Annotated in this window: 15 protein-coding genes and 1 tRNA gene; 8 read left to right on the top strand and 8 right to left on the bottom strand. The window is 61.0% G+C overall.

What is annotated here, in order from left to right:
• The first annotated feature begins 3 nt into the window (after positions 1 to 3).
• The 3 genes from NKJ81_RS03065 to NKJ81_RS03075 all read left to right on the top strand — a co-directional run bounded on the left by NKJ81_RS03065 (position 4) and on the right by NKJ81_RS03075 (position 2,613).
• Positions 4 to 981 (top strand): DUF3592 domain-containing protein, encoded by a 978-nt coding sequence (locus NKJ81_RS03065; protein WP_352539588.1) that lies wholly within the window; start codon positions 4 to 6, stop codon positions 979 to 981.
• 494 nt (positions 982 to 1,475) lie between these two features.
• A complete protein-coding gene (locus tag NKJ81_RS03070; protein ID WP_352539589.1) occupies positions 1,476 to 1,997 on the top strand; it encodes a hypothetical protein in 522 nt (173 codons plus the stop codon).
• Complete coding sequence (locus NKJ81_RS03075; protein ID WP_352539590.1) at positions 1,990 to 2,613, top strand: hypothetical protein; 624 nt, start codon at positions 1,990 to 1,992, stop codon at positions 2,611 to 2,613. The genes NKJ81_RS03070 and NKJ81_RS03075 overlap by 8 nt, the downstream gene beginning before the upstream one ends.
• A gap of 10 nt (positions 2,614 to 2,623) precedes the next feature.
• Here the strand turns inward: NKJ81_RS03075 and NKJ81_RS03080 are convergent, their stop codons facing one another.
• The 3 genes from NKJ81_RS03080 to NKJ81_RS03090 form a co-directional block, all read right to left on the bottom strand.
• Entirely contained in the window at positions 2,624 to 2,908 is a 285-nt protein-coding gene (locus NKJ81_RS03080; RefSeq protein WP_352470452.1) for a PilZ domain-containing protein, read from the bottom strand.
• A 175-nt stretch (positions 2,909 to 3,083) separates the two neighbouring features.
• Positions 3,084 to 3,668 carry a BA14K family protein gene (locus NKJ81_RS03085; RefSeq protein WP_352539591.1) on the bottom strand — a complete coding sequence of 195 codons (585 nt, stop codon included), beginning with the start codon at positions 3,666 to 3,668 and terminating at the stop codon, positions 3,084 to 3,086.
• Between the two features lie 49 nt (positions 3,669 to 3,717).
• Complete coding sequence (locus tag NKJ81_RS03090) at positions 3,718 to 3,855, bottom strand: hypothetical protein (protein WP_352470206.1); 138 nt, start codon at positions 3,853 to 3,855, stop codon at positions 3,718 to 3,720.
• On the opposite strand from NKJ81_RS03090, the gene NKJ81_RS03095 reads away from it, so the two are divergent.
• Together NKJ81_RS03095 and NKJ81_RS03100 are read left to right on the top strand one after the other, a co-directional pair.
• Positions 3,854 to 4,966: an endonuclease/exonuclease/phosphatase family protein gene (locus tag NKJ81_RS03095; protein ID WP_352539592.1), complete on the top strand. Its 1,113-nt coding sequence runs from the start codon at positions 3,854 to 3,856 to the stop codon at positions 4,964 to 4,966. The genes NKJ81_RS03090 and NKJ81_RS03095 overlap by 2 nt on opposite strands.
• Before the next feature lie 7 nt (positions 4,967 to 4,973).
• Positions 4,974 to 5,702, top strand: coding sequence for a hypothetical protein (locus NKJ81_RS03100; protein WP_352539593.1), 729 nt, complete (start codon positions 4,974 to 4,976; stop codon positions 5,700 to 5,702).
• Here the strand turns inward: NKJ81_RS03100 and NKJ81_RS03105 are convergent.
• From NKJ81_RS03105 to NKJ81_RS03120, 4 genes are all read right to left on the bottom strand, one after another.
• A complete protein-coding gene (locus NKJ81_RS03105) occupies positions 5,699 to 5,941 on the bottom strand; it encodes a hypothetical protein (RefSeq protein WP_023720771.1) in 243 nt (80 codons plus the stop codon). The two genes, NKJ81_RS03100 and NKJ81_RS03105, sit on opposite strands and share 4 nt — an antisense overlap.
• A 114-nt stretch (positions 5,942 to 6,055) precedes the next feature.
• Positions 6,056 to 7,273: an ABC transporter permease gene (locus tag NKJ81_RS03110; protein WP_352539594.1), complete on the bottom strand. Its 1,218-nt coding sequence runs from the start codon at positions 7,271 to 7,273 to the stop codon at positions 6,056 to 6,058.
• Positions 7,274 to 7,275: 2 nt separating this feature from the next.
• Positions 7,276 to 7,986, bottom strand: a complete 711-nt coding sequence (locus tag NKJ81_RS03115) for an ABC transporter ATP-binding protein (RefSeq protein WP_352539595.1) — start codon at positions 7,984 to 7,986, stop codon at positions 7,276 to 7,278.
• Positions 7,987 to 7,988: 2 nt separating this feature from the next.
• On the bottom strand, positions 7,989 to 9,281 hold the full coding sequence (locus NKJ81_RS03120) for an efflux RND transporter periplasmic adaptor subunit (RefSeq protein ID WP_352539596.1): 1,293 nt from the start codon (positions 9,279 to 9,281) through the stop codon (positions 7,989 to 7,991).
• Positions 9,282 to 9,392: 111 nt separating this feature from the next.
• Here NKJ81_RS03120 and NKJ81_RS03125 point away from each other — a divergent pair, with 111 nt between their 5' ends.
• From NKJ81_RS03125 to NKJ81_RS03135, 3 genes are all read left to right on the top strand, one after another.
• Positions 9,393 to 10,298 (top strand): PhzF family phenazine biosynthesis protein, encoded by a 906-nt coding sequence (locus NKJ81_RS03125; RefSeq protein WP_352539597.1) that lies wholly within the window; start codon positions 9,393 to 9,395, stop codon positions 10,296 to 10,298.
• Positions 10,299 to 10,403: 105 nt separating this feature from the next.
• Positions 10,404 to 10,479: transfer RNA gene (locus tag NKJ81_RS03130), tRNA-Lys, on the top strand.
• 162 nt (positions 10,480 to 10,641) lie between these two features.
• Positions 10,642 to 11,448 (top strand): DUF4062 domain-containing protein, encoded by an 807-nt coding sequence (locus NKJ81_RS03135; protein WP_352539598.1) that lies wholly within the window; start codon positions 10,642 to 10,644, stop codon positions 11,446 to 11,448.
• Positions 11,449 to 12,042: 594 nt separating this feature from the next.
• Here the strand turns inward: NKJ81_RS03135 and cobT are convergent.
• On the bottom strand, positions 12,043 to 13,053 hold the full coding sequence (gene cobT, locus NKJ81_RS03140) for a nicotinate-nucleotide--dimethylbenzimidazole phosphoribosyltransferase (protein ID WP_352539599.1): 1,011 nt from the start codon (positions 13,051 to 13,053) through the stop codon (positions 12,043 to 12,045).
• Positions 13,054 to 13,064: the final 11 nt, after the last annotated feature.

A 13,064-nucleotide genomic window follows, 5' to 3' on the forward strand; every position in this document is an offset into this window, starting at 1 on the left:
GAGTTGGAACTCAAATTTCTGTTGATCGGGTTTGCCTGCGCGGTTGCCGGCATGCTCTCCCTCGTCACCTTGCTGAAATGGTGGGAGGTTAGGGCGGTCAGCCGCTGGTCTCCGACGCCGGGAAAAATCATCTCGTCGCGGGTCGAGGCCCGCGAGGTGACCAGTTCGGGATCCGGTTCGGACAGCAGAGGGTCGACCGAAATCCGCAACTTCCCGGCAATCACCTTCGAATACAAGGTGAACGGCAAGACATTTCGCAGTTCGCACTACAGCGTGCAGGAGAACCTTGGAAACTTTGCAGTGGCGGAAACCCTTGCGAAATTTCCAAACGGGGCCGGCGTAACCGTCTTCTACAATCCGGCCGATCCAGCCAAGGCGGTGATCGAACGCACCATGCCCGACGGCTCCTTCAAGTTCATGGTCCAGCTTTCGGCCGGGCTGGTGGTCGGCGCGCTTGTATTGGTCTTCTCCGTCGGCGGCGTCCTCGAAGCGATCCGGCCGTTTTTGCCCAGGCCGCAGAACCTCGGCGCCGCTGCCCTGCTGCTTTTCATGGGATTGTTTGTCCTGCGCATGGGCTTTGCCCAGAAGTCACTTGCGGAACAGGCGGCCAAATGGCCGATCACGGCAGGACGCATCGATGCTTCGGGCCTGCGGAAATTCGAGACCCGCGACAGGTCCGGAGGCGGCTATCGGCCCTGGCGGACAGTCTTCAAATCCCGCGTCGTCTACAGCTATAGCGTCGCCGGCCAGCGCTACGCCGCCGATCGCATCGCGTTCGGCGCAAACGTGACGGCTTCGCTGCCGAGCCTCGTCAGCGGTCGATCGCAGCGCTACCTCCAGGGCGACAAGGTCGAGGTCCACTACGATCCCGACAACCCGGTTGCAGCGGTTCTCGAATGCAGGGTGAGCGGGCTTTGGCTCCTGTGGGTCTGCGCAGTTGGCCTCCTCGGTGGAGCCGCGCTGCTGGTAGGCGTCATCTGAAGCTGCTGTCCTAGGCTGCATATCCAGCGGAAAAAGACGCCTGTCTTCAGCATCTGACAAGAACTCCGCTGTCGAAGCCAGGCCATGTCAATCTCACCGTCGCCCCGTCGACCACAATATGGATGACACGGGAGAACGGCTCTTCGGCCGATGGGTCGGATCCGTAGCATTGGCTGGCCCGAGCCACCCAGCCCGTAGGCGTCTTGAGAAACGATGCGTGTTCGCAGCCGAGAGCAGGGACCGACAGCGCGTCGCGGTACAATGTGTAGACAGTCTGGCGTTGAACATCCGCAACGGCGGTACAGTTCGATCTGTCCCCGGACCATGTGCCCACATAAGGTTCCGTGGCAAAGGCGCTGCCGCACGTAAATGTTAAGATCGAAATGAGCATCAAGAGATTTCGCATCATCGATTCTTTCTTTTCGACGCGGCCTTGGGCCATGCTAAAGCATCGATGCTCAAACTTCACAATGATGCTGCTCCAAGGGACTTAAATGATCATCCGCAAAGCAGCAGCTATTTTTCTGAGCATGCTGAGCCTGTTGCAAGCAGCGAACGCAACAGAATGTTCGCTCAGCCATGCGACCTATCGCGAGCCGCGTTCGGGAGCGACGATACAGTTCCGGCCAACCAACAACGAGCCGGCCGCGCTGACGACCGAGGTCTTTTCGTTGATCGTGCCCAACACCGACATTCGTCTGCCGTCGGACATTACCTGGACCAATGGCAAGTACTCCTTTCCTGTGGGCACGATCCGGCACACCTGCACCGACGACGATCGTGAGGCTGGTCTCGAGGACGGCACCGGGCTGTGCAGAGTGTGGGATGGGCAGGTCTATGCGTTCAATGCAGGCGGTGCCGAGCAGTTGAATTCCCGCGAAGCCTCGCCGGCACCGGCAGGGTTGCTGTTGCCTGACTTCGGCGCGATTTTTACCGAATGGCCCGATTTCGCCAATGCCAATCCCGATGGTTCAGCCTGGGATGCCTTTACCTTGTCGGGTTGCAGCGATGAATAGCAAGAGACTGCCGGCCTGCATCTGCGCCCTGCCGGTCCTTGTTGCCATGGCAACCGGCGCTCGCGCCGACCAAGGCAAGCCGTCGCGTCCGCCTGTCGACAAATGCACCTGGGAACGGCTGGCGGACAGGGATGTCGGGCTGGCTGCCTGGGTGCAGCGTTGCGATTTCGGTCTTCGCCGGATTCATTTCGAGCTTGGCGGCAATGCTCTTGCCATCAAATACAGCGACGGCGGGCCGGCCGATCCTGTCGTCGAAGTCTTCGATATGCTGCCTGGCGAGGCCGCCGATGCTGCGTTGCAGCGCATTTTTACGGAGAAGACCGAGAAAGCCATCAGCACACGTTGCGTGCTCATGCCTTACACCGAAGGGGCGACGCCCGCGCGCATCCTCCGGTATGTTTTCAGTCCCAATGCCGCCTATCGTGAGGAATTGAAGACCGTCGCCAACCCTGACGAGGTCGGCGTACCGCCTTGCGGCGAATGGGGCGAAGCCCCGGACGGCATTCAGTATTTCGAGGTGCAATCACCCGAACTGCGAAAGCTTCTATTCGTTCGCGTCGGCCAGGATGAGCCGCTGTTTGACGAGCAGACACTGCGAGTCCTGCCACCCGGATAGCGCCGGGATCTCAGCCGTAGTGCCAACTGGGCTTTGGTTCGGTACCGGTGAACATCACGCCGATACGATCCTCGCGGCGCCAGCGGACCACGGCCTTGTAGGCAATGCCGTCGGTCGGAACATAGAGCAGGAACTCATCGGGCACGCGCGCGTCGATCGAGACCTTCAATTCGGCGCCGCCGGCGTGCATGTTGCGCAGCGTGCATGTGACCTCGGAATTGCTCACGCCGGTCAGGATCGTCGCGCCCTTCAAGACGCGCTGCCGGTGTTTGTCCCTCTGTTCGTCCTCGGCCATCGCACGCAATCCAGCCATTTTTCGCGTCTCGGGCGTTCTGATCGGGAGGATTATTAGACCTGCCTGATAAAAATAGCGTTATCAGCAGTCGGGACTGGGCGATGTTCGCGGTTCCTGGCTGGAAGAAAAAGGCGCCGCGAAGCACGGCGCCGAATGATGCTTGTTGTCGGCCTGCTTACCTATAGGGCGAGTAGCATTGCTGGCGCGGCCCGTAATAGGGCTGGAAGGTGTTGTCCCAGGCGCGGTACGACCGGTAGCGATTGTAACACCATTGAACATGTGCACTGGAAAGCCGCCCTGCGCGATAATAGCGGCGCGGTGGCGGCGCGTCGTAGTAGTTGTAGCTGTTGTACAGGCTGCCAAGGCCGAGGCCCAGGCCCAAGCCAAGAATCGCGGCACCCGCACCATCATCATAGTAGCCGCCGCGGTAATGGCGGCGATGGTGGCGCCAGCGCCAGCTGTCGTCCCAGCCGCCATTGTCCCAGTGTCTCGAAAAATGACGGCCGCGGAAATTGTGGGACCGCCATCTCCAATCGTCGCCGCCGTGCCATTGCCGAAAGCCGCGATTGCGCCAACGCCAGATCTGCCTGTCATTGCCGCCTGCCCAATCTTCACGAATTTGCACGATGTCGGCAGCGTTGCCCGCCACCGGCAGCAGGGGTTTGGGCATCGGCCCGGCAAGCGACGGGGCCGAGAGGCTGGCGATCAGACCGAGGGCCATCAGCCCGGATCTGACGGAAGATAAAAAGAGCGGTTTCATCGCACTCTCCGAAATTCAGGCCCCACGCCCAGAAACCTCGGGGAAGGGCCTATTGATGGAACTTTCCATCTGAACGGAAGATGAACAAAAAGGTTCCGTCAACCATGGCGAGCGCGCGATCAATCAGAGCCGCCTGGTTTCTGCGCCCTTGTTTTCGGGCGCGCTTGCGGGCAAAGCTCAAAGCCATGTCGCTGCGCCTTGCCACCTTCAACGTCGAAAACCTAATGAACAGGTTTGATTATTCCGGATACCGCAATCAGCTCAACGAAGATCGCACACTGGCGCTTTTCGACATCCAGAGCGAGGCCGAATACAAGATGCTCGAGCAGGCGCGGGCGATCGCGCAGTCCGACGACACGCGCCAGTTGACGGCGCTGGCGATCGCGGCCACCCGCGCCGACATCATCTGCATGCAGGAAGTCGACAATATCGAGGCGCTGAGGGCCTTCGAATATGGCTATCTGTTCAAGATGGTGGGGCAAGGCTACCGGCAGAAATACACCACCGCCGGCAATGATTCGCGCGGCATCGACGTCGCCGTGATGATGCGCAACGAGACCGCGCAGGGCCAGCCAATCGAATTCGTGCGCATGACTAGCTACGCCTATGTCACGTTCGAGCAATTCGGCCTGCACACGGCGGAATTGGCAGCGCTTGGTCACCAGGCCAATGAACGCATCTTCCGACGCGACTGCCTGGAAATCGATCTGACAGTCGCTGGCGCGCCGTTGACGCTGTATCTCGTGCATTTCAAGTCGATGGGCTCGCCCCGTAACGGCCTCGACGGCCGCGAGGCGACAATGCCGCTGCGCATCGCCGAGGCGCAAGCGGTGCGCCGGATCATCGAGGAGCGCTTCGGTAAGGATAATGCCGCCGACAAGCGCTGGGCAATCTGCGGCGACATGAACGACTACCGGCAGCGCGTGAAGATCACTGGCGATGTTTTCGACGGCCATCGCTTCGAGGTGATCGACGAGACCCGGTCCTGCATCGACGTGCTCACTGCCGGCGGTTTTTGCGAAAACACGGTCGAGCGGCGGCCGGAAATGGACCGCTGGACTTTCTATCACACGCGCGGACCGGAAGAGCGGCATCTCTGCCAGCTCGACTACATCCTTTTGTCGAGGGCGCTAGCCAGGCAGAACGCCACCGCCGTTCCCGATATCATCCGTAGCGGGCAGCCTTGGCGCACCATATTTCCGGCGGGCCAGGAGGTCGAGCGCTTCCCACGCGCCGGGTGGGACCGGCCGAAGGCATCCGACCATTGCCCAGTAGCAATTGCCCTCGACATGGTGTGAGACAGGCGTGAGTTTCGATTTGCCGCGCAACGTCATCCTGCCGGTCGATGCCATCGACGTCAGGCTCGATTCCGGCCCGCATCCGTTCGAGCGCGATCATGCCGACGCGATCGCGGCAAACTGGCGGCGTGAGACCGCGGCCAAGCCGGCGCTTTTCGACGGCACCGTGGTGCTGCTTTCCGCTCTCAGCTATCGCGACAATCGCCTAGTCGGCCGTTGCCATGCGGTGCGTTATTCGACCTTCATGCTTTGGCGCAGCAATCGACAGGTGCCTGGCGCCGAACATGCCTACGCGCACGCCATGCTGGTCGCCGGCGACAACGCGTTGGTGGCGATCCGTATGGCACCGCATACGGTCAATGCCGGGCGCGTCTACTTCGCCGCCGGTTCGTTCGAGCCAACCGATTTCCGCGACGGCATTGTTGACGTCGACTTCAACATGATCCGCGAGGTACTGGAGGAAACCGGGCTCGATCTATCAGGTGCGACACGCGGCAGGCGCCATTACGCCCTGTCGACGGCAACCGGCACGGTGATCTTTCGCCGCTACCGCGAGACGGCCTCCGCCGACGACCTCGCACAGCGGATCAGTGCATTCGTCGCCGCCGAATCAGAGCCTGAAATCGAAGGCCCTGTAATCATCCGCAATGCCGCCGATCTGCCGGACGGGCTGATGCCGCATATGAGACCGCTGATCGAATGGCACTTTGCGAGCGAGCAAGGTTTCCAACTCTAACGCCGTAGCCTACCTTCAATAGCCTTGCGGTCGTTGCGGGCGGCAACAAAATACAACAGCACGCCGAGACCCAGGAGCGCCCCCATCGCTGTTCCCATCGTCTGCCCAATTACCTGCTGGAAGTCAGCGGTGACGCGATCGGGATTCTCCATCCCATAAAGGATCAAATTCCACCAAAGCCCTGCCAAGGCGGCTTCGACGATCACAATCGCCAGAGCCAGTCGCGCTTTCTTGCTCATCCATTGTTCCCCCCTTAGTCCCCAACAGCATTGTTATCATTGCAGAATGTGCTGCGACAAGGGCAGGTTGCATAAAAAATTGGCAGCGTCTGGAGGCGACACTTGCTGCAATGCCTATTCATGCCTCAGCGCGTCGATCGGGTTAAGCCGCGCGCCGCGCAGCGCCGGGAAGAAGCCGAACACCATGCCGATCAGCGCGGAAAAGCCGACAGCAAGCAGGATGACCGCCGGGCTTGGCGCAAACGGGATCGTCAGCGTCAGCGAGGCGAGGCCGGCAAGGGCCAGGCCGATCAGGATGCCGATGATGCCGCCAAGCAGCGACAGCACGGTTGCCTCGACCAGGAACTGGATGAGGATGTGCTTTTCGTGGGCGCCGATGGCGAGCCTGATGCCGATCTCGCGCGTGCGCTCGGTTACCGACACCAGCATGATGTTCATAATGCCGATGCCGCCGACGAGCAGGCTGACGCCGGCGACGGCACCGAGCATGCCAGTCATGGTGGTGGTCGCGCTGGCCATGGCATCGGCGATCTGGGTCATGTCGCGGATCGAGAAATCATCGTCGCGGTCGGGCGTGATGCGGCGTGTGTCGCGCAAGATGTCCTCGACGCGCTGCTGCAGCACCGTGGTTGGCGTACGGTCGTCGGCGGCGACATAGATCGAATCGATGTCGCGATTGCCGGCAATGCGACGCTGATAGGCGGCGAGCGGCATCAGCACGACATTGTCCTGGTCCTGGCCGAAACCGGTATAGCCCTTCGGTTCGAGCAAGCCGATGATCTTGCAGGAAGTGCGGTTGACGCGGATGATCTCGCCTTCAGGGTCGCCGGCGCCGAAGAACTGCTGGCGCACCGTCTCACCGATGAGGCAGACGCCGGTGCCCGAGCGGGTTTCCGAATCGCTGAACGGGCGGCCCAAAACCAGCTTCCAGTCGCGGGCATCGAGATAGGCGCTGTCGGTTCCGGTGACGCCCGAGGTCAGGCTTTCGGTGCCGAAAATGACGCGCACCTGCTTTTGCGACGCCGGCGAGATGGCACGCGCGCCGTCCAGATGCGCGACAAGCGCTGCGAGATCTTTGTCGCCCAGCGGTCGGACGACCTGATCGAGCCCTCCAGGTCCGCCAGGCCCGGCCGGACGGCCGGAACGGATGACGAGCAGATTGCTGCCGAGCTTGGAAATGTCGGATTTGACCTTCTCGGTGGTGCCCGAGCCGATGGTCAGCATGGCGATGACGGCGGCGACGCCGATGACGATGCCGAGCAGCGTCAGGAACGAGCGCAGCACGTTGCGGCGGATGGAGCGGAGCGAGAGGCGAACGGTTTCCCAGATCATGGCTAGGCCATCTCGAGATTGGCTGTGTCCAAGGCGACATGGCCATCGAGGAAACGGATCGTGCGCTGCGCATAGCCGGCAACATCGGCTTCGTGCGTGACCATGGCGATAGTCAGCCCGAGCTCGCTGTTCAGCTGCGTCAGGAGTTCCATGATCTCGTGCGTGCGTGCGGTGTCGAGATTGCCGGTCGGCTCGTCGGCAACGAGCAGCGTCGGCCTGGTGACGATGGCGCGGGCGATCGCCACGCGCTGCTGCTGGCCGCCGGACAGCTCGGCTGGCGTATGATGCTCGCGGCCGACAAGGCCGACCTCGGCAAGCGCCTGCATGGCAAGGCCGCGACGCTCGCGGGCACCAACGCCGCGGTAGATCAGCGGCAGTTCGACATTCTCCGCCGCCGTGGTGCGCGGCAAGAGGTTGTAGCCTTGGAAGACGAAGCCGACATAGAGGTTGCGCAGTACGGCGCGGCGATTGCGATCGAGACGGCCGGCGTCGATGCCTTCGAAGCTGTAGGTCCCAGCGGTCGGCGTGTCGAGGCAGCCAATGATGTTCATGGCCGTCGATTTGCCCGAACCGGACGGGCCCATAATGGCGATGAATTCGCCGCGCCTGATGGCGAGGTCGACGCCGGCCAGCGCATGCACCCGGGCTTCGCCCCGGCCATAGCTTTTCCAGACCTTGTCGAAGCCTATGAGGGTGGTCGCGCCCGATGCCACGATCAGCTCCGCTGCTGCGAGGCGGTAATGACTTGCGCGCCTTCCTCCAGGCCGGAGACGATCTCGGTCAGTTCTCCGTCTGTCGAGCCGACCCTGACGTTGACCGGATGCGGCCGCCCATTCTCCAGCACGTAGAGCGTGCGCGAGCCGTCGGTGGGCTTCGCCGCCGCCTGGTGCTGGCGGTTGCCGCCGGGGCGTCCCATGCGGCCGGTGAACAGGTCGGTGAGGCTCCAGCCGCGCTCCGCCGTCTGCGCCGGCCGGTAGCGGAAGGCGATCGATGGCACGGTGAGCACGTTCTTGGCCTGCTTGGTGACGACCGAGACGGTGGCTGTCATGCCGGGCCGCAACAGAAGCTCGCTATTGTCGACGTCGAGCCTTGCATCATAGGTAACGACACCGTCGGTGGTGACCGAGGCATAGGAAATGTCGCGGATTTCGGCGTCGAATGGCCGTTCGGGGAACGCGTCGACGGTGAAGCGCGCATGCTGGCCGGGTTTGACGGCGCCGATATCGGCCTCGTCGACCGCAGCCTTCAATTCCATGTTCTTCAAATCCGCGGCGATGACGAACAGCACCGGCGCCTGCAGCGAGGAGGCGACCGTCTGGCCGGGGTCGACCGAGCGCGTCAGTATGATGCCGTCGATCGGAGCGTAGATGGTACTCTTGGCAAGATCCGTCTGTTGCGCCTTGAGATCGGCATTGGCCATGGCGAGGTTGGCTTTGGCGATATCAAGCGCCGCCTTCGAGCGGTCGCGGGTGGCGGTTGCCGCTTCGAGCGACTGGTCCGTCGCCATGCCGCGCTTGGTCAGTTGCGCCGCGCGCACCAGCGCCTTTTCGTTTTCGGCCAGGGTCACGGTGGCGTCCTCGACGCTCGCCGCCGCTGCCTTGGCGGAGGCCTGGGCGCGCTCGATCTGCACCTCCAGCTTTGCGGTGTCGAGCGCGGCCAGCACATCGCCCTTCTTCACCAGCTGGTTCTCGTTGACCGAAACCGAGCGGACGACGCCGGAGAGTTCGCTGGAAATATCGACCTGGGTGAGAGGCTGCAGCGCGCCGGTAGCCGAAACGGCGACGGTAAGGTCGGCCATGGCGGCCAGTGTCGTGGTATACTCGATCTTGGCGGGCGAGCCCGCATACCACTGGTAGCCGACGACACTCGCGGCGACGGCAAGCAGTGCGAACACTGCGTAACCCCAACCGCGACGGCGTTTTGTCTTCAGGCCCTGGTGGTCGAGCCCGAGCGCCGTCTCGATGGCGGAAGCGGATTCCGTCTTTGGCAGATTGACAATCTGGTCCACGCCGGACCCCTATGTTCAGTGATATCGCATCAGTGCACAAATCAGGCCTTATGGTTCAAAATTCAAATTAAATTTCGCTCATGTTGGGAATGAGGCAGAGGACTTACTGAGATGCAACCGCGGAATTACTTGCTTTACGACGTATTCACCACCAACCGGCTGGCCGGCAATCCGCTGGCCATCGTGCTCGACTGTGACGGGCTCAATGTTGCGGCGATGCAGGCGGTGGCGCGCGAGTTCAACCTGTCCGAAACCGTCTTCGTGCTGCCGCCAGACAACCCGAAGCACCGGGCCCGCATCCGTATCTTCACGCCCGACTATGAAATGCCGTTCGCCGGCCACCCAACCGTCGGCTCCGCGATAGCGCTCGCCGAAATGGCGGGAGAGGCCGCCGGCATCTTCGTGCTCGAGGAGAATATCGGTCCGGTGCGCTGCGCTGTCAGCAAGCACGACGGTTCGACCTTTGCCGAGTTCGACCTGGCGAAACTGCCGGCGCAGCTGGCATTGTCGGCCGATCCCGAGGCGATCGGCGCGGCCCTTGGCCTTGGGCCGCACGAGATCGGCTTCGAGAACCACCGCGTTTCGTTCTGGTCGGCGGGCGTGCCCTACGTGACCATCCCCGTCGCCAATCTGGAGGCGGCCGCCCGGATCAGGCTGGACAACCAGGCCTGGTCGGAGCTCGCACCACGCAAGAGCGATTGGGCCTTCGCCAGCCCCTATGTCTATTGCCGCGAGACGGTGCATCACGACAGCGCCTTCCATGTCCGCATGATGGTGCCCGGCAATCCGTCCTACGAAGACCCGGCGACCGGGTCGGCGGCGGCCGCGTTCGCTGGCGCGATCATGCATTTCGACGGCCCGACCGACGGTGTTTCACAACTGTGGATCGAGCAGGGGCTGGAGATGGGCCGGCCTTCGCGCATCCGCCTCGAACTGAATGTCGAAGGCGGCAAACTGGCGGCCGCCCGCATCGGCGGCCATGCGGTCAAGGTGACTGAAGGCAGGCTTTTTGTTTGACGGGCGCGGCACTTCGGCGATTTGTCGGGAAATGAATCCCACGGGGCTGGACATGGCGGATATCGGCGGCTATATGCCCGCCAACGCCGGTTTTGCCGGCCGAGTGGGTGCGTAGCTCAGTTGGTAGAGCAGCTGACTCTTAATCAGCGGGTCCACAGTTCAATCCTGTGCGCACCCACCATTTTCCGCTGATTTTTCAACAAGCCATATCTTTTTCTGGAAATCCGGAAACAGTCCGGTATTGTATTGATTTCATTTCATTATTTATAGCTGGACTGTTTCCGAGGCGAATTGGTCGGAAACTGTTGACGGAACAGTCGGCGGCGTTTGGGGAGGAATTTGGTTGGCTTACTCAGTTAGGCATCAGGTGTTCATCAGTTCGACATTTGCCGATCTAAAGGAGGAGCGGGCCGAGGTAATTCAGGCAATTTGGGAACTGGATTGCATCCCAACCGGGATGGAAGCCTTTGTCGCTTCGAACGAAAGCCAATGGGATGTGATCAAGAGGGTGATCGACGAATGCGATTACTATGTCCTGATCATTGGCGGCCGATATGGCTCCGTTACCGATGAAGGCATTAGTTACACAGAGAAAGAGTATCGCTACGCAAAGAAGACCGGCCTTCCTGTGCTCGCCTTCATTCATGGAAAGCCAGACGAGATATCTGTCGGAAAAACGGAGAAGGACGAGACATTACGGAAAAAACTAGAAGCATTCCGCTCCGAGATTATGAAGGACTACCCTATCCGGGAATGGTCCAGCGCTTCGGAATTGGGAGGATTAGTGTCACGCTCGTTAATTCGCGAGATCAAGATCAATCCTCGCCCCGGGTGGATCAGGAATGACGGGTCTTCGCCTATTGCGTTATTGGAGCAAATAAACAGATTAACCGAAGAAAATAGTAAGCTAAGAGAAACATATCCAAAAAATATTGATAACGAAGTTGACGATACTCTTGAATCCGGAAAAAGTGAAACTACACTTGAAGGAGTTAGGTATCTTAGAGATATTAACACGTATGCTTCCTCTTACCACAAATGGAAATGCACCGCATCTTGGGATGCTATTTTCCAAGATATTGGACCGGCCCTAATAAACGAGGCATCAGAAGACGACATGAAGAGCCTCATTTCCAGATTCCATAGCTAGGATAAAATCGATCAAGAGAACTATGAGGCAGCAGGTCAAGTGGTTATTAGTATAGAAACTTGGAGTGAAATCTTAATTCAATTTCGAGCTTTGGGGCTTTTAGAGCAAGGCGTAAAAAAGCGCGGGGTAAACGACAAAAATAGCTACTGGAAGATCACTGAGAGAGGAGACAAGAACCTCGTTAATTTATTGGCGAAGAGAAAAATGGCAAAAGGATTCGAAGAATTGATCTGAAATATAAGCTTATATCCTTAAGCATTCAGCCCGTCACTTATCGCTATCGTGAATCTCTCCAGCTCTCGCCTTCATGGTGTGTTTCATCGCTACAAGCAAAATCCCGATGCTTCACCCTCCCGCCTCTAGCCTTAACGATCCTCATCACCCTCTGCGCATTGGCTTGGTTCTCGTTGTCGGACATGAAGTCCGCGGCGACCACGTTTCTGAGGCGGCTCGGCGGTGCCACCCGTTCACAGTCCGCACAGTAAAATCACTGCTAGTTCTTTCCGCACAAGGCATTTCTCCTCCGCCCGCCTTGATCAAACGCGACGCCTCCGCTCGGCGCAAGGGCCGGTTAACCGCACCCTCTGCGAGCGCCTACTTCTCCGACACGCCGGCCTCTGCAAAGCTTGCCATGCGGGCGTGGCATTCCAATGCCGAGCGGACGATGTTGACCGCGAGGCAGGCGCCGGAGCCTTCGCCGAGCCGCATGCCGAGGTCGAGCAAGGGCGGCAGGTCGAGTGCCTCCAGCAGCCGGCGATGGCCGGATTCAGCAGAGACGTGAGCGGCCAGTGTGTGAGCGAGGCCGGCAGAATACAATCTCGCCAAGGGTGCCGCGGCGGCGGTGCAAACGAAGCCGTCGAGCAATACCGGCACGCCGAGATGGCGCGCCGCCAGCGTCGCACCAAGGATCGCTGCAAGTTCGCGGCCGCCGAGGGCTGCTGCTATCTTCAGGGGGTCAGCTAGCGCCGGGGCATGGCGCTTCAGGCCGGCCTCGATGGCGACGATCTTGCGCACGAGGCCGGCATCGTCGACGCCTGTGCCACGCCCGGTCCATCGCTCCGCGCCGCCGCCGAACAGCGCGGTCGAGATGGCCGCCGCCGGCGTGGTGTTGCCGATGCCCATTTCGCCGAAGCAGACGAGGTCGAGATCCCTGCTGATCGCGTCGTAGCCGGCGGAGACAGCGGCGAGGAAGGCCTCGTCGTCCATCGCGGGCTCTTGCGTGAAGTCGCCGGTCGGACGGTCGAGGTCGAGCGGGATGACGTCGAGTTCGGCGCCGGCGACGCGGGCAAGCTGGTTGATGGCGGCGCCGCCGCCGGCGAAATTCGCCACCATCTGCACGGTGACCTCCGACGGGAAGGCCGACACGCCTTGCGCGGTGACGCCGTGATTGCCGGTGAAGACCAAGACCTTGACACGGTCGAGCTTTGGCATGTCGCGGCCCTGCCAGCGCGCCAGCCAGGCGACTATCGTCTCCAGCCGGCCAAGGCTGCCTTGCGGCTTGGTCAGCGTGTCCTGGCGGCGGGCGACGGCATTGGCCGCGGCGTCGCTGCCAATGGGCAGGTCGAGGCAGGCGGCGCGCAGTTCATCGAGCGATTTGAAAGGCATGGGGGCAAAAT

It is taken from the genome of Mesorhizobium sp. M0018, from assembly GCF_040323955.1.
Taxonomy (GTDB): domain Bacteria; phylum Pseudomonadota; class Alphaproteobacteria; order Rhizobiales; family Rhizobiaceae; genus Mesorhizobium.